20 protein-coding genes are annotated in these 20,743 nt (G+C 67.7%); 11 read left to right on the top strand and 9 right to left on the bottom strand.

What is annotated here, in order from left to right:
• The 3 genes from KIT25_23520 to KIT25_23510 are packed head-to-tail and all read left to right on the top strand — an operon-like array spanning window position 1 to window position 3,233.
• Window positions 1–1,362 (top strand): heme biosynthesis protein HemY, encoded by a 1,362-nt coding sequence (locus tag KIT25_23520; protein ID UYN94948.1) that lies wholly within the window; start codon window positions 1–3, stop codon window positions 1,360–1,362.
• Window positions 1,298–2,392 carry a methionine synthase gene (locus KIT25_23515; GenBank protein ID UYN94947.1) on the top strand — a complete coding sequence of 365 codons (1,095 nt, stop codon included), beginning with the start codon at window positions 1,298–1,300 and terminating at the stop codon, window positions 2,390–2,392. The genes KIT25_23520 and KIT25_23515 overlap by 65 nt, the downstream gene beginning before the upstream one ends.
• A 13-nt stretch (window positions 2,393–2,405) precedes the next feature.
• On the top strand, window positions 2,406–3,233 hold the full coding sequence (locus tag KIT25_23510; protein UYN94946.1) for a hypothetical protein: 828 nt from the start codon (window positions 2,406–2,408) through the stop codon (window positions 3,231–3,233).
• Here KIT25_23510 and mutS read toward each other — a convergent pair.
• Together mutS and KIT25_23500 are read right to left on the bottom strand one after the other, a co-directional pair.
• Window positions 3,197–5,893, bottom strand: a complete 2,697-nt coding sequence (mutS, locus tag KIT25_23505) for a DNA mismatch repair protein MutS (GenBank protein UYN94945.1) — start codon at window positions 5,891–5,893, stop codon at window positions 3,197–3,199. The two genes, KIT25_23510 and mutS, sit on opposite strands and share 37 nt — an antisense overlap.
• A gap of 31 nt (window positions 5,894–5,924) precedes the next feature.
• A complete protein-coding gene (locus KIT25_23500; protein UYN94944.1) occupies window positions 5,925–6,725 on the bottom strand; it encodes a nucleotidyltransferase domain-containing protein in 801 nt (266 codons plus the stop codon).
• 267 nt (window positions 6,726–6,992) lie between these two features.
• Here KIT25_23500 and KIT25_23495 point away from each other — a divergent pair, with 267 nt between their 5' ends.
• The 3 genes from KIT25_23495 to KIT25_23485 all read left to right on the top strand — a co-directional run bounded on the left by KIT25_23495 (window position 6,993) and on the right by KIT25_23485 (window position 11,748).
• On the top strand, window positions 6,993–7,256 hold the full coding sequence (locus KIT25_23495; GenBank protein UYN94943.1) for a hypothetical protein: 264 nt from the start codon (window positions 6,993–6,995) through the stop codon (window positions 7,254–7,256).
• A 506-nt stretch (window positions 7,257–7,762) separates the two neighbouring features.
• A complete protein-coding gene (locus tag KIT25_23490) occupies window positions 7,763–10,024 on the top strand; it encodes an NADP-dependent malic enzyme (GenBank protein ID UYN98043.1) in 2,262 nt (753 codons plus the stop codon).
• Between the two features lie 2 nt (window positions 10,025–10,026).
• Window positions 10,027–11,748 carry an amidohydrolase family protein gene (locus tag KIT25_23485; GenBank protein UYN94942.1) on the top strand — a complete coding sequence of 574 codons (1,722 nt, stop codon included), beginning with the start codon at window positions 10,027–10,029 and terminating at the stop codon, window positions 11,746–11,748.
• 12 nt (window positions 11,749–11,760) lie between these two features.
• Here KIT25_23485 and rnk read toward each other — a convergent pair whose 3' ends face one another.
• The 4 genes from rnk to KIT25_23465 form a co-directional block, all read right to left on the bottom strand.
• Entirely contained in the window at window positions 11,761–12,156 is a 396-nt protein-coding gene (gene rnk, locus KIT25_23480) for a nucleoside diphosphate kinase regulator (protein UYN94941.1), read from the bottom strand.
• A gap of 136 nt (window positions 12,157–12,292) precedes the next feature.
• Window positions 12,293–13,243 (bottom strand): ketopantoate reductase family protein, encoded by a 951-nt coding sequence (locus tag KIT25_23475; GenBank protein ID UYN94940.1) that lies wholly within the window; start codon window positions 13,241–13,243, stop codon window positions 12,293–12,295.
• Window positions 13,240–14,187, bottom strand: coding sequence for a ketopantoate reductase family protein (locus KIT25_23470; GenBank protein ID UYN94939.1), 948 nt, complete (start codon window positions 14,185–14,187; stop codon window positions 13,240–13,242). Before KIT25_23470 ends, KIT25_23475 begins: the two co-directional genes overlap by 4 nt.
• On the bottom strand, window positions 14,184–14,864 hold the full coding sequence (locus KIT25_23465; GenBank protein UYN94938.1) for a pyrimidine 5'-nucleotidase: 681 nt from the start codon (window positions 14,862–14,864) through the stop codon (window positions 14,184–14,186). The genes KIT25_23470 and KIT25_23465 overlap by 4 nt, the downstream gene beginning before the upstream one ends.
• Window positions 14,865–14,923: 59 nt before the next feature.
• On the opposite strand from KIT25_23465, the gene rmuC reads away from it, so the two are divergent.
• Window positions 14,924–15,973, top strand: a complete 1,050-nt coding sequence (rmuC, locus tag KIT25_23460; GenBank protein ID UYN94937.1) for a DNA recombination protein RmuC — start codon at window positions 14,924–14,926, stop codon at window positions 15,971–15,973.
• 1 nt (window position 15,974) lies between these two features.
• On the opposite strand, the gene htpX is transcribed toward rmuC, so the two are convergent.
• Complete coding sequence (htpX, locus tag KIT25_23455) at window positions 15,975–16,916, bottom strand: zinc metalloprotease HtpX (protein ID UYN94936.1); 942 nt, start codon at window positions 16,914–16,916, stop codon at window positions 15,975–15,977.
• 58 nt (window positions 16,917–16,974) lie between these two features.
• On the opposite strand from htpX, the gene KIT25_23450 reads away from it, so the two are divergent.
• From KIT25_23450 to KIT25_23435, 4 genes are all read left to right on the top strand, one after another.
• Window positions 16,975–17,160, top strand: a complete 186-nt coding sequence (locus KIT25_23450) for a DUF1674 domain-containing protein (GenBank protein ID UYN94935.1) — start codon at window positions 16,975–16,977, stop codon at window positions 17,158–17,160.
• Window positions 17,160–18,485, top strand: coding sequence for an FAD-binding oxidoreductase (locus KIT25_23445; GenBank protein UYN94934.1), 1,326 nt, complete (start codon window positions 17,160–17,162; stop codon window positions 18,483–18,485). Before KIT25_23450 ends, KIT25_23445 begins: the two co-directional genes overlap by 1 nt.
• Window positions 18,485–19,711 (top strand): threonine ammonia-lyase, encoded by a 1,227-nt coding sequence (locus tag KIT25_23440; protein ID UYN94933.1) that lies wholly within the window; start codon window positions 18,485–18,487, stop codon window positions 19,709–19,711. Before KIT25_23445 ends, KIT25_23440 begins: the two co-directional genes overlap by 1 nt.
• A gap of 65 nt (window positions 19,712–19,776) precedes the next feature.
• Complete coding sequence (locus tag KIT25_23435) at window positions 19,777–20,082, top strand: NIPSNAP family protein (protein ID UYN94932.1); 306 nt, start codon at window positions 19,777–19,779, stop codon at window positions 20,080–20,082.
• Here the strand turns inward: KIT25_23435 and KIT25_23430 are convergent.
• Both KIT25_23430 and KIT25_23425 read right to left on the bottom strand, forming a co-directional pair.
• Complete coding sequence (locus KIT25_23430) at window positions 20,079–20,471, bottom strand: type II toxin-antitoxin system VapC family toxin (GenBank protein ID UYN94931.1); 393 nt, start codon at window positions 20,469–20,471, stop codon at window positions 20,079–20,081. The two genes, KIT25_23435 and KIT25_23430, sit on opposite strands and share 4 nt — an antisense overlap.
• A complete protein-coding gene (locus tag KIT25_23425; protein ID UYN94930.1) occupies window positions 20,468–20,722 on the bottom strand; it encodes a type II toxin-antitoxin system VapB family antitoxin in 255 nt (84 codons plus the stop codon). The genes KIT25_23430 and KIT25_23425 overlap by 4 nt, the downstream gene beginning before the upstream one ends.
• Between the last annotated feature and the right edge of the window lie 21 nt (window positions 20,723–20,743).

The following is a 20,743-nucleotide window of genomic DNA, read 5'->3' as shown; positions in this document are numbered from 1 at the left end:
ATGAAGACGACACTGCGCCTCTTTCTCTGGTTCGCCGTGGCCGCCGTCGCCATGGTCGCGGCGGCCTGGCTCGCCGATCGGCCGGGAACGGTGACGGCCGAGTGGCACGGTTGGCGGCTCGATACGAGCGTCGGCGTCGTGTTGATCGCCGTCTTGCTGATGATCCTTTCGGGTATCGTCCTGTGGTTGCTCTATCGCTGGATCGTTGGCGCACCGGGCGCGTTGCTCGAGGGCTGGGGAGAGAGCCGGCGGCGGCGCGGCTACCGAGAGCTGACACAGGGCCTCGCGGCCGTTGCCGCCGGCGACGGCGCAGAGGCCCAGAAGCACGCCCGCAAGGCCGAGCAGCTCCTGTCCGAGCCGCCGCTGACCCTGCTGCTCTCCGCGCAGGCCGCCCAGCTCGCGGGAGACCGCGACGGCGCCAGGCGCGCCTTCACCGCCATGCTCGAGGACGAGCAGACGACCTTCCTCGGCCTGCGCGGCCTGATCGCCCAGGCGTTGCGCGATGGCGACCAGGCGAAAGCGCTCGAGTGCGCCGAGCGCGCCTTTCGCCTGCGGCCGCAAACGCCGTGGGTGGTCCATTCGCTGTTCGACATGCAGGCGCAGGTCGGGCAATGGAAGGCCGCGCAGGAAACGCTCGACGCGGGGCTGCGCACCAGGGTCGTCACGCAGGACAAGGGGCGCACCTTGAAGGCGCTGCTGCTGGTCGAGCGTAGCCGCGCCGCCGAGCGCGACGGCCACGACGCCGACGCGCTGGCGTTGGCGCGCGATGCTTTCGCGCTGGCGCCCGAGCGCATCGCCGTGACGCAACGTCTCGCCGAGATGCAGATCAAGAAGAACGATTCCAGGCACGCGCTCAAGACTCTCGAGCGCGGCTGGGCGTTGGCGCCCCATCCCGATCTCGCGGCACTCTACCTGAAGGCGGCGGGTGAAGCCGATCCGCTCAAGCGCATTGCCGTCGTGCGCCGATTGACCTCGCACAAACCCGACGACCTCGAAAGTCATCTCGCGCTCGCCCAGGCCTCGCTGGAGGCGGGCCTGTGGGGCGAAGCACGGCGCTATCTGGAGACAGCCGGAGGAGCGCATCCGCCGGTTCGCGTCTGCCGCCTCATGGCGGAGGTCGAGGAGCGCGCGCAGTCGGACCAGGCGAAGATCCACGAGTGGCTCGCAAAGGCCGCCGAGGCGCCGGCCGACCGCAGCTGGCGCTGCGCTGCCTGCGGCGCGCATCACGAGACCTGGCGCTCGGTGTGCGAAAGCTGCGGCGCCTTCGGCACCCTGCACTGGCGTGCGCCGGGAACCTATGGCCAGGTTCTGCCGCCGCAGACGCAGGCGGCGTTGGCGCTCGCGCACGACACGGCAAGTTGATCGGGGGAAGACAATGTTCGAGACCACACTGGCGGGAAGCCTGCCCAAGCCCTCGTGGCTCGCCACGCCCAACGTCCTGTGGGCGCCCTGGACTCTGACCGGCGCGCCATTGCAGGAAGCCAAGGAGGATGCGACCGCGCTCGCCATCCGTCGCCAGGAAGAAGCCGGCATCGACATCGTGAGCGACGGCGAGCAGGCGCGGCAGCATTTCGTGCACGGCTTCCTGGCCGAGGTCGACGGCGTCGACTTCGACAAGAAGGTGCGCATGGGCATCCGCAACAACCGCTACGAGGCGGATTGTCCGACCGTCACCGCGCCGCTCAAGCGTCGCAGGTTCGTGCACGAGCGCGAGGCGCGCGTGGCGCGCGCCACCACGGCGCGCAAGCTCAAGTTCACCCTGCCGGGTCCGATGACCCTCATCGACACCTTGGCCGACGGCCACTATGGCGACCGCGTGCAGATGGCCTTCGCCTTCGCCGAACTCCTGAACCAGGAAGCGAAGGATCTGGAGAGTCTCGGTGTCGATGTCATCCAGTTCGACGAACCGGCTTTCAACGTCTATCTCAGGGAGACCGTCGATTGGGGCGTGCCGGCACTGGAGAAGGCGGCGGAAGGGCTGAAGTGCACGACCGCCGTGCACATCTGCTACGGCTACGGCATCGAGGCCAACATCAAGTGGAAGGAGACGCTGGGCGAGAGCTGGCGCCAGTACGAGGAAACCTTCCCCGCGCTCGATCGCAGCAGCATCCAGCAGGTCTCTCTCGAGTGCCGCAACAGCCATGTCCCGCCGGAGCTGATGAAGTTGCTCAAGACCAAGACGGTGCTGGTCGGTGCGATCGACGTCGCGTCGGAAAAGATCGACACGCCGGAGGAAGTTGCGGAGACGCTGAAGCTCGCGACCAGGTTCGTCGACGCTGAAAGAATCCAGGCCTGCACCAATTGCGGCATGGCACCGATGACGCTCGCCGTCGCCTACGGTAAACTGCGAACCTTGGCCGAGGGAGCCGCTTTGGCGCGCAAGACCCTCTAGCCACAGGAGGGTGATGGCCACCGAATCCGACGCGGGCGACGAACCGCTTCTCCACCGGTTGGTCGATTCGGTGGCCTTCCTGGTGCGTCGGCACTTCGTGTTCTGGATCATCGCCCTGCCGATGGCGAGCTTCGCCGCCGCACTCGCATATCTGCTCGAGACCCATCAGCAGTACGCGGCGTATCGTGGACATTGGAGTTGGGATCTCCTGTTCGCGTTGATCTATGCGATGTTCCTGGATCGCTGGCTCAAGGAGGCCCTGCTCGACGGCGCCGGCGACTGTGACGAAGTCGATAATCTGCGCCGCTCGCTGATCGCGCTGCCTTTCCTCGGTGTCGCCGCATCGATGTTCGTGCTGGCAACGGCGCTCGGGCTGTTCCGTATCGAAGGCATCGTCGACTCGCTCGAGCGCTGGCAGGTGCCGCACGGCCTGTCGCTGATCGTCGGCTCGGCATTGAGCTGGCTGCCGCATGTCGCCATCTGGGCCTTCGCCCTGTCTTGTTTCGCCCTGATGCTGCCGGCGATGTCGGCGGCCGAGACGGTCGGGCCGCGCGACGCCCGGCCGGGGTGCGTATTCAGGCTGATCCTCGGTCTCGCGCTTGCATCACTGCTCGCCTACTGGATGACGCGCTGGGGTCTCGATCTGCTGCCGAAGAAGCCGTGGGCGGAAGCGGCCATGGCCGGCGCCTGGCGCCTGTTCGATTGCCTGCTGCTCGCGCTCGGTGGCCATGTGCTGGCGATGCTCTGGCAGCGGCAGAGCGGTTGGCAGCAACCCGAGCCGGAGGAGCGACCTTTTCGCGGCCTCTATCGCGCTCCCGGCAGGCGGGCCCGCAGGGCGTAGAGCAGCTCCAGTGCGTCGCGCGGCGTCAATTCGTCCGGATTGACGGTCGCCAGCGCCTTCTCGATCTCCGATTGTTCGCCCCTGGACGTACCGCCGGCAGGGCGCGGCGGCGCGGCCGCGAACAGCGGCAGGTCGTCGGCGAGTCGCGTCACCGCGCCCGACTGCTCGCCTTTCTCCAAGGCCGCCAGCACTTGCTCGGCACGCGCCACGACGGCCGGCGGCAGACCGGCAAGCTGGGCGACATGGATGCCGTAGGAGCGGTCGGCGGCGCCGGGTGCGACTTCATGCAGGAACACGACCTCGTTCTGCCACTCCTTGACTCGCATCGTGTGCGGCGCGAGCGCCGCCAGCCGCTCTCGGAGCGCCCCCAGCTCATGGAAGTGCGTGGCGAACAGCGCGCGGCACTTGTTGACATCGTGCAGGTGCTCGAGCGTGGCCCAGGCAATGGAGAGTCCATCGAAAGTCGCGGTGCCACGCCCGATCTCGTCGAGGATCACCAGGCTTCGCGCCGTCGCCTGGTTGAGGATGGCCGCCGTTTCGACCATCTCGACCATGAAAGTGGAGCGGCCGCGCGCCAGGTCGTCGGCAGCGCCGACCCGGCTGAACAATCGATCGACAATGCCGATCGTCGCCCGCCGCGCCGGCACGAACGAGCCGGCCTGCGCCAGCACGGCGATCAGGGCGTTCTGGCGCAGGAAGGTCGACTTTCCGGCCATGTTCGGACCGGTCAACAGCCAGAGGCGACACTCGGCACCGAGCTCGCAATCGTTGGGCACGAAGCCCGCCCCGGTCTGGCGCACGAGCGCGGCCTCGACCACCGGATGGCGGCCGCCCTCGATGGTGAAGGACTGGTCGTCGGTGAGTGCCGGGCGCGCATAGGCGCTCGACGCCGCGAGCTCGGCGAGCGCCGCCGCGACATCCAGCGCGGCCATTGCCCGGCCAGCCGCAGCGATCGCGGCCGACGCCGCGACGACCTCGTCCGTCAAGACGTCGAAGAGCGCCAGTTCGAGTGCCAGCGCCTGGTCGGCAGCGCGGCCGATGCGGGTCTCGAGATCGGCCAGCTCGGCCGTGCCGTAGCGCGTCGCATTCGACATCGACTGCCGCCGCGTGAAGCCGAGTGCCCCGATGTCGAGCCTGTCGGCGTGCGCGGCCGTCACTTCGATGTGGTAGCCGATCATGTTGTTGTGCCGGATCTTGAGCGACGGCACGCCGCTCGCCGCCCGGTACTTCGCCTCGAGCGCCGCCACGGTCTTGCGGCTGTCGTCACGCAGGGTGCGCTGCTCGTCGAGCTCGGCGCGGTAGCCGGTGCGGATGAAACCTCCGTCGCGCGCGAACAGCGGCGGCTCGTCGGCGAGCGCCGCGGCGAGCGAATCGATCAACGTGCGATGGCCGGACGACGCCGCGACGATCCCGGCCAAGGGTGCCGGCGGTGGCGCCAGAGCCTCCGGCTCGGCGCCGAGAACGATCGCCAGCGCCTCGGCCGAGTCGAGGCCGTCGCGCAGGGCGGCCAGATCGCGCGGCCCGCCGCGGCCCACCGACAGCCGCTGGAGCGCGCGCTCGACGTCGGGCGTGCGCCTCAGCGCCTCGCGCACTTTCTCGCGCAGCGCCGGCCGCTCGACGAAGAGCTGCACGAGGTCGAGACGGCGCTCGATCTCGGCGCGGTCGGTCAGCGGCGCGGCAAGACGCTCGGCCAGCAGGCGCGCGCCCGGACCGGTCAGGGTGCGGTCGACGGTGGCGAGCAGGCTGCCCTCGCGCCGGCCGTCGAGGCTCTTCACCAGCTCGAGGTTGCGCCGGGTCGCCGGGTCGATCTCCATCGTTCCGTCGGCACGCTCGCGGCGCGGCGGCGACAGCGCGGGACGCTTGCCGGCCTGCGTCAGCTCGACATAGTCGAGCAACGCACCGCAGGCCGCGACCTCGGCGCGCGAGAAGCTGCCGAAGCTCTCCAGCGCCGCGACGTTGAATTGCGCCTGCAGCCGCTTGCGCGCGTTGTCGCTGTCGAAACGCGCCGAGGGCAGCGGTGTCAACACGGCGTTCCACTCGGCCAGCGTCGTCTTCACCGATTCGCGTTGCAGCAGACGATCTGACACCAGCAGTTCGCCGGGCGCGAGTCGCGCCAGCGTCGGGGCGAGTTGGCCCACCTGCAGCGGTTGGGTGGCGAAGTCCGCCGTCGACAGATCGAGCCACGCCAAGGCCAGGTCGCCCTGCGCCTCAGCGAGCGCAGCGAGATAGTTGTGGCTGCGCGAATCGAGCAACGAGTCTTCGGTGAGCGTGCCCGGCGTGATGACGCGCACGACAGCGCGCTCGACCACCGACTTGGCGCCGCGCTTCCTGGCGTCGGCCGGATCCTCGACCTGCTCGCACACCGCGACCTTGAAGCCCTGCCGGATCAGCCGCGACAGATAGGCCTCGTGGCTGTGCACCGGCACGCCGCACATCCTGATGTCTTCGCCGAGATGCTGGCCGCGCTTGGTGAGCGCGATGTCGAGCGCCGCCGACGCCTTCACCGCGTCGTCGAAGAACAGCTCGTAGAAATCGCCCATCCGGTAGAACAGCAGATGATCGGGATGCGCCGCCTTGATCGCCAGGTATTGGCGCATCATGGGCGTGGCATCGGCAGGGATCGTCTGGTGGGAGCTGTCGGGCAAGTCTCGGCTTAACATGGGAGGTCGCACCGTCGCCACGAGAGGTGATTCACGCTTTCAACAGGCCGGCGGTTTCCTCGACGAGGTCCATCAACGCCGGCACCCCTTGCTGGACGCGGCTCGCGAAGTTCGCGGGCTTGCGCGCCAGCCGTTCGACGCCCGCGACGGCGCCCTTTTCGTTGAGCAGCCAGACGCGGTTGAGCGCAAACAAGGTCTGCGCCAGGCAGGCGGCCGAGCGGAAGGTGCAGCCGGCGACATAGACAGGATCGTCCTTGGCGCGGCCGTGCGCGGCGTTCTCCAGGGCAAAGCGTGCCTCCCAGAAGAAAGCGCGGATCAGCGCCTCCGCCAGCGCGTCGGGATAGGGATCGCACTGCCGCCTGAGCGGCGCCATCACCTGGTCGGGATCCCACAGCACGCGGCAGAGCGCCACTTCGCCCATGTAGATCGACGACACGAAGGCGTGCGGATGGCCGGGCTGGTAGACGCGCTCGACACGGCCGGCGCGACAGTCATCGAGCACGGCGCGAACCTTGCCGAGGTCGCGATAGAGCAGGTCGACGCGCTTGCCTTCGACCGTCAGCCAGGCCCCGCCGTTGACCCACGGCCCCCATTCGCCGATCGCCGTCACCGAGGATGTTGCAGGCCCCGGTAAGAGAGTGATCGCCTTGGCAAGGCGGCCGACGTCGATCGGCTGCTCGGGCTCGTAATAGAGGCCGATGTCGTAGTCGGACTCCGGCGATGCCTCGCCGCGCGCCCGCGAACCGCCCAGCACGATGGCGCGCACGCCCATGACGCCGCCGATGGCGCGGACCAGACGGTTCAGCAGGGTTTCGTCGTTCGTGTCTTGCATCTGCCCAAATCTACAGCTGCGTTGCAGCGCGACATGCGACCGGCTCGCAAGCTGCGCCGCCTTGATCGCCAGGTATTGGCGCATCATGGGCGTGGCATCGGCAGGGATCGAGGCGTGCGAACTGTCGGGCACTGGGGTCACTCGCGTGCGCTCCCCTCTAGCACGGTCCGGATGTCGCCGGTTGGGGGTGGATTGGGGGAATTGCACAGCGGTTGCAATGAAAATCCCAAGTGCCATAGTGGGCAACTACCCAAGGGGAGGAATTAGGTGCTCAGGCTCTCGGTCCTCACGCTGGTGTTCATCGCGCTCTCGACACTTGCTTCAGCGAATACCGCCCGTCCTGCCAAGCCGGGCGAAAGTTGCGCGTCGCTGTACGGTGCCTGCACGACCCAGTGCTCGGCCGTCAAGCAGAGCAAGGGGCAGCAGGCCTGCAACTCGGACTGTCTGGACAACCGCGCGACGTGCCAAAAGACGGGCAGTTGGTTCATGCCCAAGACCAAGGTCCGCATCAACAAGCTGCCGCCGCAATAAAGCGCCTTCCACGCGCCGTCAGTCGTCGACCAGTGTCGTGAGCGACGACAAGCCGGCATGCATCGCCCGTTCGACGCGCGCCGCATAGCTGACCAGACGCTCAACGCCTGCCGTCGCCCTCTTCTCGTTGAGTGGATTTGGAGCGGCTCAACGCAAACAGCGTCTGGTTGAAGCAGGCGACACAGCGGAAGGCACAACCCGCGACGTAGGGGGCATCGTCGCGGCCTCGCCCATGACGCGCGTTCTCGACGGCAAATCTCGTTTCCCAGAAGAAACGACGGATCAACGCCTCGCCCGACGCTGCCCAGGGTCCCGATCAGACGATCGAGAGCGGCTTCGTCGTTCGATTCCTGCATGGCGCGGTATCGAGATCTGCGTTTCTGCGTTGCAGCGCGGCATGCTGCGGCCAGCCAAGCTGGCACGGAACGGCGAATGCCGCCAATATGCGCCATCTGTCGGGGAGTGAAACGATGTCGAGCAAGAGCTCGGAAGCGATGGTCAACGAGATGGGCGACCTCGACGGCGACAGCCTGCGCATGCACCGCAGCGGCCGGCCGGGCAAGATCGAGATCATCGCCACCAAGCCGCTGGTCACCCAGCGCGATCTGGCGCTCGCCTACTCGCCGGGCGTCGCCGCTCCCTGCCTGGAGATCGCCAAGGATCCCGCCACCGCCTACGACTATACCGCCAAGGGCAATCTGGTCGCCGTGATCTCCAACGGCACCGCCGTTCTCGGCCTGGGCGACCTCGGTGCACTCGGCGGCAAGCCGGTGATGGAGGGCAAGGCCGTCCTGTTCAAGCGCTTCGCCGACGTCGACTGCATCGACCTCGAGGTCGACACCAGGGACGTCGACGAGTTCGTCAACTGCGTGCGCTTTCTCGGGCCCACCTTCGGCGGCATCAACCTCGAGGACATCAAGGCACCGGAGTGCTTCATCATCGAGCAGCGCCTGCGCGAAGCCATGGACATTCCGATCTTCCATGACGACCAGCACGGCACCGCCATCGTCTCGGCCGCCGGCCTGATCAACGCCCTGCACCTCACCGGCCGCAACATCAAGGACGTCAAGATGGTGGTGAACGGCGCCGGCGCGGCGTCGATCGCCTGCATCGAGCTCGTCAAGGCGATGGGACTGCCGCACGAGAACGCCATTCTCTGCGACACCAAGGGCGTGATCTGGCAGGGCCGCACCGAGGGCATGAACCAGTGGAAGAGCGCCCATGCCGTGCGCACCAAGGCGCGCTCGCTCAAGGAGGCGATGGAGGGCGCCGACGTCTTCTTCGGCCTCTCGGTCAAGGGTGCCGTCACCAAGGACATGGTGCGCTCGATGGCCGCCCAGCCGATCATCTTCGCCATGGCAAATCCCGACCCGGAGATCACGCCCGAGGACGTGCGCTCGGTGCGCGCCGACGCCATCATCGCCACCGGCCGCAGCGACTACGCCAACCAGATCAACAACGTGCTGGGCTTCCCCTACATCTTTCGCGGCGCACTCGACGTGCGTGCCCGCACCATCAACGAAGAGATGAAGATCGCCGCCGCCGAGGCGCTGGCCAAGCTCGCCCGCGAGGACGTGCCGGACGAGGTCGATCGCGCCTATTCCGGCCGCCGGCTGCGTTATGGGCCCGACTACGTCGTGCCGGTGCCGTTCGATCCGCGGCTGATCTCGGCGGTGTCCGCCGCCGTGGCACAGGCAGCGATGGATTCGGGCGTGGCGCGCAAGCCGATCGCCAACATGGCGGAATACCGCCGCGAGCTGTCGGGTCGCCTCGACCCGACAAGCCATTGGCTGCAGAGCCTGTTCGACCAGGTGAAGGCCAATCCGCAGCGCATCGTCTTCGCCGAGGGCGAGGAAGAACGCACCATCCGCGCCGCCGTCGTGTTCCGCGACAACGGCTATGGCACGCCGGTGCTGATCGGCCGCGAGGAGCAGGTGCGCGAGACCATGAAGCAGCTCGGCATCACCGACACCAACGGGCTGGAGATCCACAACGCGCGTCTCAGCACGCGCAACACGCCCTACACCGACCTGGTCTACAAGCGCCTGCAACGCGACGGCTATTTGCGTCGCGACGTCCAGCGCATGGTCAATCAGGGCCGCAACGTGTTCGGCGCCTGCATGGTCGCCATGGGCGACGCCGCCGGCATGGTGACCGGCCTCACGCGGCGCTTTCCCGAGTGCTACGCCGACATCAAGCGCGTGATCGACACCGAGCCCAACAAGGTGCCGATCGGTCATTCGATCGTCGTGTCGCGGCACGGCACGGTGTTCCTGGCCGACACCTCGATCAACGAGACGCCGTCGCCCGAGCAGCTCGCCACCATCGCCAAGCAGATGGCGGGCAACGCCCGCACCATGGGCCACGAGCCGCGGGTTGCGTTCCTGTCGTTCTCCAATTTCGGCAGCCGCGAGATCGAGCGCATCGACCGCATCCGCAAGGCAATCCGCATCCTCGATGCCGAGGAGGTCGACTTCGAATACGATGGCGAGATGCAGGCCGACATGGCGCTCGATTACGACCTGCTGCGCGAGACCTATCCGTTCTGCCGCCTGACCGGTGCGGCCAACGTGCTGATCATGCCGGGCCTGCATTCAGCCCACATCTCCTCGCGGCTCCTGCAGCGGCTGGGCGGCGTGACCGTGATCGGGCCGGTGATCGACGGGCTGAAGAAGCCGATGCAGATCGTGCAGATGGGCGCCACGGTGAGCGACCTGGTCAACCACGCGGCTCTCGCCGCCTACGGCGCTCTCAACGGACGGAGGTAACGATGGCCGATCTCGTCATTCGCGGCGCCACCATCGTCGACGGCCTGGGCAACGATCCCCGCCGGGCCGATATCGCGGTCAAGGACGGCCGGATCTCGGCCATCGGCGACATCCGGGACAGGGGAACGGAAACCGTCGACGCCGGAGGACTCGTTCTGTCGCCCGGCATCGTCGACGTGCACACCCACTACGACGCGCAGGTGACGTGGGACGCCACGCTTTCACCCTCGCCGTCGCTCGGCGTGACGACGGCCGTGATGGGCAATTGCGGCTTTGGCATCGTACCGGCTCCCCAGGCAGCGCGCGACCTCGTCATCCGCAATCTATCGGTCGTCGAGGGCATGGATCTGGACGCCCTCCGCACCGGCATCGCCTGGGATTTCGAAAGCTTCGGCGACTACATGGCGATGCTGCGCCGCCGCGCGCCGTACGCCAACGTCGCGGTGCTGGCCGGCCATTCGACGATTCGCACGGCCGTGATGGGCGAGGCGGCCTCACAGCGCAAGGAAGCGACACCGGCGGAGCTGGCCAGGATGAAGGCCATGGTGGCCGACGCCATGGCCCACGGCGCGATCGGGCTCGGCGCCTCCTACTCGCTCAATCACTCGGGATACGGCGGAGTGCCCATGCCCTCGACCATCGCGCCGATGTCGGAGCTCGACGAGTTGGTGGGCGCGATGGGGCCTCGCGGCAAGGGCGTGATCGCCATCGCCTCGGGCGTGAAGACACCGCAGGAATTGGAGCCGATGGCCGCCAAGTGGGGCCGGCCGTTCTTCCAGGGCACCGGCATGGCGATGTTCAACGAGCAGGAGCCCCAGCGCGCGATCGGCATCTTCGACGCCTGCGCTGCCGCGTTGCGCCGCGGCAACGGCCTCTATATCCAGATTCCCTGCCAGCCGTTGTCGTTCGACTTCACCATGGCGAATGCCTACCCGTTCTACAGCCACTCGGCTTTCGACCCGATCAAGGCCTACACGCCCGAGCAGCTCGAGCCCGTGTTCCGCGACGCCTCATGGCGCCAGCAGTTCCGGGAAAACGCGCGCAAGCCGCGGCCCGGCATGATCTTCCAGGGCAACTGGGAGCGGGTGATGGTCGCGGCCACGCACAAGCCTGCCAATGCCCGCTACACCAATCGCTACCTGCACGAGATCGCCGCCGCGGAGCACCGTGATCCGCTCGACGTCATGCTCGACCTCGCACTCGACGAGAACCTCGAGACGGCGTTCCTCGGCCGCTTCCTGAATGTCGGCGACGATGGCGTGGCGCGGTTGCTGAAGCACGAGGCCGGCGTGGTGGCGCTCTCCGATGCCGGGGCCCATCTCATCTACATGTGCGATGCGGGCTTCGGCCTGCATTTCCTGGCGCGCTGGGTGCGCGAGCGCGGCGACTTCGACCTCGCCGAGGGTATCCGGCGCCTCACCAGCCATCCCGCCGATCTCTATGGCATCCCCGACCGCGGCCGCATCGCCGTCGGCGCCCACGCCGACCTGCTGCTGTTCGATCCGGCGACAGTCGGCGTCTCGCCGGCGGAACGGTTGGCCGATCTGCCGGGCGGCGGGCGTCGGACCATCCGCCGCCCGCTCGGCGTGCATGGCGTGTTCTGCAACGGCGTGAAGACGTTCGACGGCAAGGACTACGTCCGGCATGCCAGGGGGCCGGGCCGGGTGCTCGATCGCTTCAACGCCTCGCACGGCCGACACACGCTCGCCGCGGCGGCACAATAGGCATCCTCGGGGTTACTTCACCCCGAGCACCTTGAGCTGGTGACGGCGGCCGTCGCGCGCCGCCCAGGAGATCGATTGGCCGACGCCAAGTCCGATCAAGGCGGCACCGACGGGGGTCATGACCGAGAGCCGATGTTCATCGAGGCTCTCGTCCACCGGATAGACCAGCGTGAAGGTGCGCCGCTGGCCGTCGTCCTGCTCGAAGGTCACGGTCGACCCCATGCGCACGACATCGGCCGGCACCGCGGCATCGTCCACGATCTTGGCGCGATCCATCTCCGACAACAGTTCCTGCGCCACCTCGGGCAGGCGTTGCAGCGAGGCGTTGGCGAGATCGGTCAGCCGCTCGTAGTCGGCGTTGCTCACGATGATGTGGGGAGCCGTTCGGCTCCGGACGACGTCACGCATGGGGAAACCCCTCGAGACCTTGACAAACGAATAGGAGTGAAAGCGCGCCCTGGAAACTCTTCGGGCACAACGACCAAGAGGTCTTGTGTCCAAAGATAGGCGCGCTGGGCCTGGGTTTCAACCCGGCCCGAAACGGTCACATCGCCGGCTTGCCGATACCGCCACGGGCTCGGCGGGCGAGATAAGTCTGCAAATGGGCGTAGGCGAGTCGCAGATTGGGCGTGGCGATTCCCGCTTTCTTCGCGCGGGCGATCATGTCGCCGACCACATGGTCGGCCTCGACCATGGACCCTTTTTCCAGATCGTGGAGCATCGAAGCAGCGAAGCGCGAACCCTTCTGCGTGAGATACGAACGCACGTTCTGCATGCCCTTCTCGCCCGGATCGCAGCCGGCCGCCGCGGCCGTCCTGCGGCATTCGTCGACGGTCTCGAGAACGATCGTCTGGCCCTCGTCCGCCTCGAGGATATCGCCGGACGTGCCGCGCATCAGGCAGCACATCGCCGCCAGCGTGCAGAGCATGATCCACTTGTCCCACAGATCCTGGACGATGTTCTGATGCAGGCCGCCGTCGATGCCCGCCTGCTTGATCGCGGCATCGAGTGCGACCAGCGCGGCACGCGGCGCCTTGCCATCGCGCTCGCCGAACGAGACGGCCGCGAACGGACTGGTATGCAGCACGTGGCCCTCGGGTGAGAGGGCGACCCCGATGCGCGCCAGCCCGCCGGCGACCGTAGCGGCGCCGAACCTCGCATCGAGCACGTCGAGATGGCGCATGCCGTTCAGCAACGGAACGACCGTCGTGCCGCCGCCGACGGCCGGCGCGATCGCCTCGATCGCCGAGTCGAGATCGTAGGCCTTGCAGGTCAGCAGGACGACGTCGTACGGGCCGCCCTCGGCGCCGCCTCGCGCAGTCTTCACCTTCTGCGTTATGTCGCCTTTCCTGCTCTTGATGACGAGGCCGTCGCGTTGCAGCGTCTCGCCCCTCGCCGGACGGACCAGGAAAGTGACGTCGGCGGCGGCGCTCTGCTGCAGCCTTCCGCCGACATAGCCGCCGATCGCGCCGGCGCCCAGGATGAGAATCTTCACGCGCTCTCTCCCTGCTTGAGACCGCCGCGACCACGGCGCGTCTCGTAGGTTTGCAGATGGGCATAGGCGAAGCGCAGGTTGGGCGCAGCGATGCCGGCCTTTCGTGCGCGGGCGAGCATGTCGCCGACGATCTGCGGACCCTCCGCCCGGCCGCCCTTCTCCATGTCGCCGAGGATCGAGGCGACGGTCTTGGCGCCCTTGGCCGTCAGTGTTGCCTTGAGATTGGCGATTACCTTGTCGCTCGGCGGATAGCCTTCGGCGGCCGCGACCCTGCGGCTTTCCTCCAGCGTCTCGAGCATCAGCGCCGCGCCGTCCTCGCTGGCGACGATGTCGCCGACATTGCCCCGCATGGCCGCGCACATGCCGGCGATGGTCGCCAGCATGACCCACTTGTCCCAGAGATCCTGGTTGATGTTCGGGTTGAGGCCGCCGTCGATCCCGGCCTTCTTGCAGGCCGCGTCCAGCGCCACCAACGCCGGCCGCGCCGGCGTGCCGTCGCGCTCGCCGAACGACACGCCCGACGGCCCGCTGTGGAGGATTTCGCCGTTGGGGCCCAGCATGCCGGAAATGCGCGCCAACCCCCCGGCCACACGCTCCGCGCCGAACCTGGCGTCGAGCGTGGCGAAGTGGATGTGGCCGTTCAGCATCGGCACGATGACGGTATCTCGGCCGACCGCCGGCGCGATCGACTCCATCGCCGAATCGAGGTCGTAGCCCTTGCAGGCCAGCACCACGACGTCATAAGGACCGCCCTCGCCGCCGCCGGTCACGACCTTGACCGGGACGACCGCGTCGCCCTTCGGACTCTTGACCACCAGGCCTTCGCGCCGCACCTTCTCGGCACGCTTCTCGCGCAGCAGGAAGGTGACGTCGACGCCGGCCTGGTGCAGGCGAGCGCCCCAGTAGCCGCCAACGGCACCGGCCCCCAGGATCAGTATCTTCACTTTGCCTTGCTCCTCTCGGCGACCCAGTCGGCGAGCCAGCTCGCCAGATCGTCGGTCTGGTGATGGACGTGATCGAGATCGGCGCCCGCCCGCTTCACGCTTTCCTCGGTGCGGATCCACACGGTCCGCATGCCCATGTCGGCCGCCGGCCGGAGATTGACGGAGATGTCGTCGGCCATGCAGGCGCGGGCCGGATCGACACCGTGCTTGACCACCAGCTTGTCGTAGATCGCCTGATGGGGTTTCGGCCAGTAGTCGCCGGCGACGATGTCGAAGATCGCCTCGAAATGGTGTGCCACGCCGAGACGCTCCATCACCCGTTCGGCGTGCGGCACGTCCCCCGCGGTGAAGATGATCTTGCGGCCGGGCAACGCCGCCAGCGCTTGGTCGAGTGCCGGGCTCGCCTCGACGGGCGAGTAGTCGATGTCGTGGACGTAGTCGAGATAGTGCCTCGGGTCGACGCCATGCAGGGTCATCATTCCGCGCATCGACGTGCCGTGATCGCGCCAGTATTGCTTCTGGACGCGCCGCGCCTCCTCGACATCGCATTTCAGCCAGTCGGCGATGTAGCGGCCGATTCGCACGTCGACCTGGGCGAACAGGTTGCAGCGCGCCGGATAGAGCGTGTTGTCGAGGTCGAACAGCCAGACGTCCGGGTCGTGCTTTGGCGGCGGCATGTGGGTGAATTAGCGACCGGCCGTGCGCTTGTCGAGCCGGCCGCCTATAACCGTCGGCGATGGATGCGCTGACGATCGTGCTGTTGCTGCTGGTCGGCCTGCTCGCCGCAGCCCTGCTCGTGGTGCTGCTCCGGCGCGGCCGTGCGCGCGAGGCCGAGGCAGTGCGCCAGCAGCTCGAACTCGCGCTCAGCCAGCAGGCCGAGACCGTTCAGCGGGTCGAACGTTCGCTGCGCGAGCAGGAGCAGGCCCTGGCCAAGGTCATCCACGACCGGCTCGAACGCAGCGAGCAGACCACCACGCAGGTCGTCACCGACCTGCGCGAGCGGCTGGTCCGCATCGACGAGGCGCAGCGCAAGATCGGCGAGCTGTCCACGCAAGTCGTCAGTCTTCAGGAAGTGCTGTCGAACAAGCAGGCGCGCGGGGCCTTCGGCGAGGTTCAGCTCGCCGATCTCGTTCAGAGCGCGCTGCCGCCGCAGGCCTACGAGTTCCAGTACACGCTATCCAACGGCACGCGCGTCGACTGCCTCCTGAAGCTGCCCAATCCGCCGGGCTCGATCGCCATCGACGCCAAGTTCCCGCTCGAGAGCTACCGCCTGCTGCGCTCGGTGCCGGCGGGCGATGCGGCGGCGCTGGCGTCCGCACAGCGCGCCTTCCAGCAGGCGATGCGCAAGCATATCGGCGACATCCGCGACAAGTACATCCTCGGCACCGGCGAGACCGCCGAATCGGCGCTGATGTTCCTGCCCTCCGAAGCGGTCTATGCCGAGCTGCACGCCAACTTCCCGGGCATCGTCGACGATTCCTACAAGGCCCGGGTCTGGATCGTGTCGCCCACCACGATGATGGCGACGCTCAACACGGTGCGGGCCGTGCTGAAGGACGTCCAGATGCGCCAGCGGGCCGACGAGGTTCAGAAGCTGGTGGGGCTGATGCTGGGCGACGTGCGGCGCCTGGAAGAGCGCGTCGACAACCTGAAGCGCCACTTTTCCCAAACCGAGAAGGATCTGCGCGACATCGATACGTCGACCTCGCAGATCGTTCGTCGCGGCGAACGCATTCAGGGCTTCGATCTCGGCGAGAAGCCCGAAACCCTGCCGCCCGGCGGTTAGTTCAACCCCACGGTCCGTTGCGGCGAGCGGTACGGGGCACCGAACCGCCGGCGCGCGGTGCGGCGGCCGGCGGGGCGGCGTAGGCCGGCGGGGCATGGCCGCCCACCATCGCCTGCAGGCGCGCCACGCGCTCCTCCATCGAGGGATGGGTCGAGAACAGGCCGGCGAGCCCGCCGGCCGACAGCGGGTTGGCAATGTAGAGATGTGCCGTCGCCGGACTGGCCTCGGCCGTCGGATTGGCGATCTGCTGCGTGCCCGCATGAATACGCCGCAATGCCGAGGCGAGCCACAGCGGCTGGCCGCAGATCGCCGCCCCTTCGCGGTCGGCCTCGAACTCGCGACTCCGGCTGATCGCCATCTGCACCATGCTCGCCGCGAGCGGCGCCAGGATCATCGCGCCGATGGCAACGATCGGATTGACCATCGGCCGGCCATCCCCGCCGCGACTGCCGCCGAACAGGCCGCCAAAGGTGGCAAGCATGCCGATGGCACCGGACAGCGTGGCGGCGATGGTCATGGTGAGCGTATCTCGATTCTTCACGTGCGCCAGCTCGTGCGCCATCACGCCGGCGATCTCCTCGCGGCTGAGATGGCGCAGCAGGCCGGTGGTGGCGGCGACGGCCGCATGTTCGGGATCGCGCCCCGTCGCGAAGGCGTTGGGCTGCTCCTCGTCGATGACGTAGACGCGCGGCATGGGCAGGCCGGCGCGCTGCGCCAGGCCCTGGACGATGCCGTAGAACTCCGGCGAGTCGCCTGGCCCGATCTCGTGCGCGTTGGCCATGCGCAACACCATGCGATCGCTGTTCCAGTAGGCGAAGAGGTTCATGCCCAGCGCCACGACGAGGGCAATGATCAAGCCGCCCGAGCCTCCCAGGAGGTAGCCGACGACCAGGAAAAAGCCGGTGAGCCCCGCCAGAAGCAGGGCGGTGCGAAAGTAGTTCATGCCGGGAAGATGGCTTCAAACTGTGGCGAATCAAGGCGGGGGGCGGCATCATGGGCCCATGGTCGACCCCTTGAAACCCACATCGTCCGAGCCAGCGGACGGCGGCGCCACCCCGCCCGCCGCCAAACCGGCATTCCCCAAGCCGGCACCCTCCGAGAGGGTCGAGGAGATCGGCGGTCCGCCCGGCCCCGAGCCGACCCGCTACGGAGACTGGCAATTCAACGGCAAGGTGACCGACTTCTGATGCGCCCCAGCGAGATCTTTCACCGCGACTTCAAGGCCGCGCCCTGGTGGTGGGAAGCGTGGACACCCAACAATGCGCTGAGCCAGGAGCCGCCGGCGCGGACCGACGTGGCGATCGTCGGTTCGGGCTATGGCGGGCTCGCCACCGCGCTCGAGCTGCGCCGCAGCGGCGTCGACGCCGTCGTGCTGGAACGCGGCGACTTCGGCGTCGGCGCCTCGACGCGCAACGGCGGCATGATCTCGGGCGGCGTCAACATGGGCAAGGGTCTCGGCGGCAAGAACCAGGCAGCCGAGGAATTCGAACGAGACAAGGCCAAGTTCCTCGGTGCGGGCGCCGATTCGCTCTCCGTCCTGGAGGACATCCTCGCACGCGAGAAGATCGAGTGCGGCCTGATCCGCAAGGGCCGCTTCGTCGGCGCCTGGACGCCCAGGCACTATCGCGAGCAGGCCGCCAAGGTCGAGATGTTCAACAAGTACGCCGACGCCGGCGCGGCGATGGTGCCGCGTGAACGTCAGCGCGAATACATCGCCTCCGACTACTACTTCGGCGGCATGTATGCCGAGCGGTCGGGCCATCTCCACCCGGCGCTCTACTACAAGGGCCTGCTCGAGGCCGCCCACCGCGCCGGCGCGGTGCTCTGCGCGGGCGTCGAGGCCGAGCGCTTCGAAAGAACCGCAAACGGCTGGCGTGTCCTCACCACGAAGGGGCCGGTCCTGGCCCGCGAGGTCGTGGTTGCCACCAACGGCTACACGGGCGACCTCACGCCCCGGCTCAAGCGCCGGGTGGTGCCCGTGGCCAGCCACATCATCGCCACCGAAGAGCTTCCGGAGCATGCGAGCAAGCTCATCCCGGAGCTGCGCTCGATCGCCGACACCAAGCGGGTGCTGACCTACTACCGGCCCTCGCCCGATGGCAGGCGCCTGATCTTCGGCGGTCGTGCCCGCTTCACCGCGGCGCCACCCGAGGTGAGCGCGCCCGCCCTCTACCGCTACATGATCGACCGCTTTCCGCAGCTCGAGGGCATCCGCATCACCCATGCCTGGACAGGCAACGTCGCCTTCGCGCTCGACTACATGCCGCACATGGGTCTGGACGAAGGCATGCACTACCTGCTCGCCTGCAACGGCAACGGCGTTGCCATGATGACCTATCTCGGCACGCAGACGGCCCGCAAGATCGCGGGCGGCACCAACGCCCCGATCAATCCGCTGGACGGTCGTGATTTTCCCGAGCACGCCCTCTACAACGGCGATCCCTGGTTCCTGCCGATGATCGGCGCCTGGTACCGCACCCGCGACTGGATCGACCGCCGGCTGGCGGCCTGATGACGACCTTGCCCGTCACGCTGGAAGACGTGCGCATGGCCGCTGCACGGATCGGCGGCGCGGTGGTGCATACGCCGTGTCTCAAGAGCGAGACCCTGTCGCGCATCGTGCAGGCCGAGGTCTGGGTCAAGTTCGAGAACCTGCAGTTCACCGCCTCGTTCAAGGAGCGCGGCGCGCTCAACACGCTGCTGCAGCTCTCCGAGGCCGAATGCAAACGCGGCGTGATCGCCATGTCGGCCGGCAACCACGCGCAGGGCGTGGCCTATCACGCCGGCCGGCTCGGCATCCCCGCCACCATCGTGATGCCCGCCTTCACGCCCAACGTTAAGGTCAGGCACACCAGGAGCCACGGCGCGCGCGTCGTGCTGCACGGCGACACACTGGCCGAGTCCGCCGGCGAAGCCCATCGCATCGCCGAGGCCGAGCGACTGGTCTTCGTCCATCCCTACGACGATCCGCGCATCATCGCGGGCCAGGGCACCGCGGCGCTGGAGATGCTGCAGGACGTGCCCGAACTCGACACGCTGGTGGTCCCGGTCGGTGGCGGCGGCATGATCGCCGGATGCGCCGTCGCCGCGCGCGCCCTGAAGCCGGACCTCAAGGTGATCGGCGCCGAAGCTGCCGGCTACTCGGCGATGCGCCAACTGCTCGGCAACGAGCCGGTGACCGCGGGCGGCGACACCATCGCCGAAGGCATCGCCGTGCGCGACATCGGCAAGCTGCCGCTCATCATCGCCCGTGCGTTGCTCGACCGCGTCGTCTCGGTCGACGAGGTGGCGATCGAGCGTGCCATCTCGCTTTTCCTCGAGGTCGAGAAAACCGTGGCCGAAGGTGCCGGGGCGACCGGACTTGCCGCCATGCTTGGCTACTCCGACCTGTTCAGGGGCCGCAAGGTCGGGCTGGTGTTGACCGGCGGCAACATCGACACCCGTCTGCTCGCGTCGGTGCTGCTGCGCGGCCTGGTGCGCGACGGCCGCATCGTGCGGCTCAGGCTGATGATCGGCGACGCGCCCGGCCAGCTCGGTCGGGTCGCCGGCGTGATCGGCAAGGCGGGCGGCAACATCGTCGAGGTCCAGCACCAGCGGCTATTCGGCGGCGTGGTCGCCAAGGCCACCGAACTCGACGTCACGCTCGAGACCCGCGACCGCGGCCATGTCAGCGAGCTGGTCGCGGCGCTGCAGGCCGAAGGCTTCAAGGTGCGGGTGCTGGAGGGCATCGACGCCTAGCTTCGGCGCCAGCCGAAACAACGGCGCCGCCTGGATCGGCAGATTGGCACCCCAGGAGGTTGCCCATGACCGTCACCGTCTTCATCCGTTACCAGCTCGATCCCTTCAAGCGCGACGCCTTCGAGGCCTACGCGAAGCGCTGGCTCACCATCATTCCCAGGTGCGGCGGCAATCTATTGGGCTATTGGATGCCGCATGAGGGCACCAACAACATCGCCTGGGGGCTGATCGCCTTCGAGAGCCTCGCGGCCTACGAGGCCTATCGTGCCCGGCTGAGGAGCGATTCCGAGGGTGCCGCCAACTTCAAAATGGCCGAGGAGCAGAAATTCATCCTGGCCGAGGAGCGAACGTTCCTGAGTCCCGTCGCCTAAAGGGCGCGCTTGATATCGGTCAGCGTGAAGTCCTTGCCCTTGAACAGCAACGGCAGGCCCAGGACCTTCGCCAAGGCGTAGGCGCAGCAGTCGCCGAAATTCAGGGCGGCGCGGTGCCGGCCCCTGCCATACCGGCGAAACGCGTCGCGAGCGGCGGCAACATGGCTGGCGTCGAAAGCCACGATCGCAAGACCGAGGTTCGAGACGATGGTGTCCAGCTCGCGCAATCCGCGCTCGCCTCGGCGCGTTTCGACAACCATGGACGCTTCAACCAGGTTCGGTGCACCCAGTCTCGGGTCGTCGGTCGAAAGGACGGCTTCCATGAAACCGGCGTGGCCCTCCTCCTCGAAGGAAATCGCGAGAAGTGCCGACGTATCGACGACGATCAATCGAAATGGCCCTTGTCGTTGTAGCCCAGGATCTCGTCTTCGCTTGCGATGGAAAGGACCGGCAATGCCTTGATGCGCTTCACGGCGGCCTCGATCGCCTTCATTCGCCGGCTTCGATCCTTCCCGGCGTCGAGCTCCTTGAGCTTGCTGTCGGCGAGTTCGAGCACCGTCGCCGTCATGCTCTTGCCGAGCAGCCGGGAAACGCGGCGCAACTTGCGCTCCGCCTCTGCGCTCTTGATGCTGACACCCATGGCTATCCGCCAAATTCTAGA

The organism is Enhydrobacter sp. (assembly GCA_025808875.1).
GTDB lineage: Bacteria > Pseudomonadota > Alphaproteobacteria > Reyranellales > Reyranellaceae > Reyranella.
Note: the sequence above shows the minus strand (reverse complement) of the source record. Positions and strands in the feature narration are given on the sequence as shown.

Excerpts from the sequence above, each read along its gene's own strand:
- KIT25_23520 (UYN94948.1), top strand. The coding sequence starts at position 1 with ATGAAGACGACACTGCGCCTCTTTCTCTGGTTCGCCGTGGCCGCCGTC.
- KIT25_23515 (UYN94947.1), top strand. The coding sequence starts at position 1,298 with ATGGCCAGGTTCTGCCGCCGCAGACGCAGGCGGCGTTGGCGCTCGCGC.
- KIT25_23510 (UYN94946.1), top strand. The coding sequence starts at position 2,406 with ATGGCCACCGAATCCGACGCGGGCGACGAACCGCTTCTCCACCGGTTG.
- mutS (UYN94945.1), bottom strand. The coding sequence starts at position 5,893 with ATGTTAAGCCGAGACTTGCCCGACAGCTCCCACCAGACGATCCCTGCC.
- KIT25_23500 (UYN94944.1), bottom strand. The coding sequence starts at position 6,725 with ATGCAAGACACGAACGACGAAACCCTGCTGAACCGTCTGGTCCGCGCC.
- KIT25_23490 (UYN98043.1), top strand. The coding sequence starts at position 7,763 with ATGGGCGACCTCGACGGCGACAGCCTGCGCATGCACCGCAGCGGCCGG.
- KIT25_23485 (UYN94942.1), top strand. The coding sequence starts at position 10,027 with ATGGCCGATCTCGTCATTCGCGGCGCCACCATCGTCGACGGCCTGGGC.
- rnk (UYN94941.1), bottom strand. The coding sequence starts at position 12,156 with ATGCGTGACGTCGTCCGGAGCCGAACGGCTCCCCACATCATCGTGAGC.
- KIT25_23465 (UYN94938.1), bottom strand. The coding sequence starts at position 14,864 with ATGCCGCCGCCAAAGCACGACCCGGACGTCTGGCTGTTCGACCTCGAC.
- rmuC (UYN94937.1), top strand. The coding sequence starts at position 14,924 with ATGGATGCGCTGACGATCGTGCTGTTGCTGCTGGTCGGCCTGCTCGCC.
- htpX (UYN94936.1), bottom strand. The coding sequence starts at position 16,916 with ATGAACTACTTTCGCACCGCCCTGCTTCTGGCGGGGCTCACCGGCTTT.
- KIT25_23450 (UYN94935.1), top strand. The coding sequence starts at position 16,975 with ATGGTCGACCCCTTGAAACCCACATCGTCCGAGCCAGCGGACGGCGGC.
- KIT25_23445 (UYN94934.1), top strand. The coding sequence starts at position 17,160 with ATGCGCCCCAGCGAGATCTTTCACCGCGACTTCAAGGCCGCGCCCTGG.
- KIT25_23440 (UYN94933.1), top strand. The coding sequence starts at position 18,485 with ATGACGACCTTGCCCGTCACGCTGGAAGACGTGCGCATGGCCGCTGCA.
- KIT25_23435 (UYN94932.1), top strand. The coding sequence starts at position 19,777 with ATGACCGTCACCGTCTTCATCCGTTACCAGCTCGATCCCTTCAAGCGC.
- KIT25_23425 (UYN94930.1), bottom strand. The coding sequence starts at position 20,722 with ATGGGTGTCAGCATCAAGAGCGCAGAGGCGGAGCGCAAGTTGCGCCGC.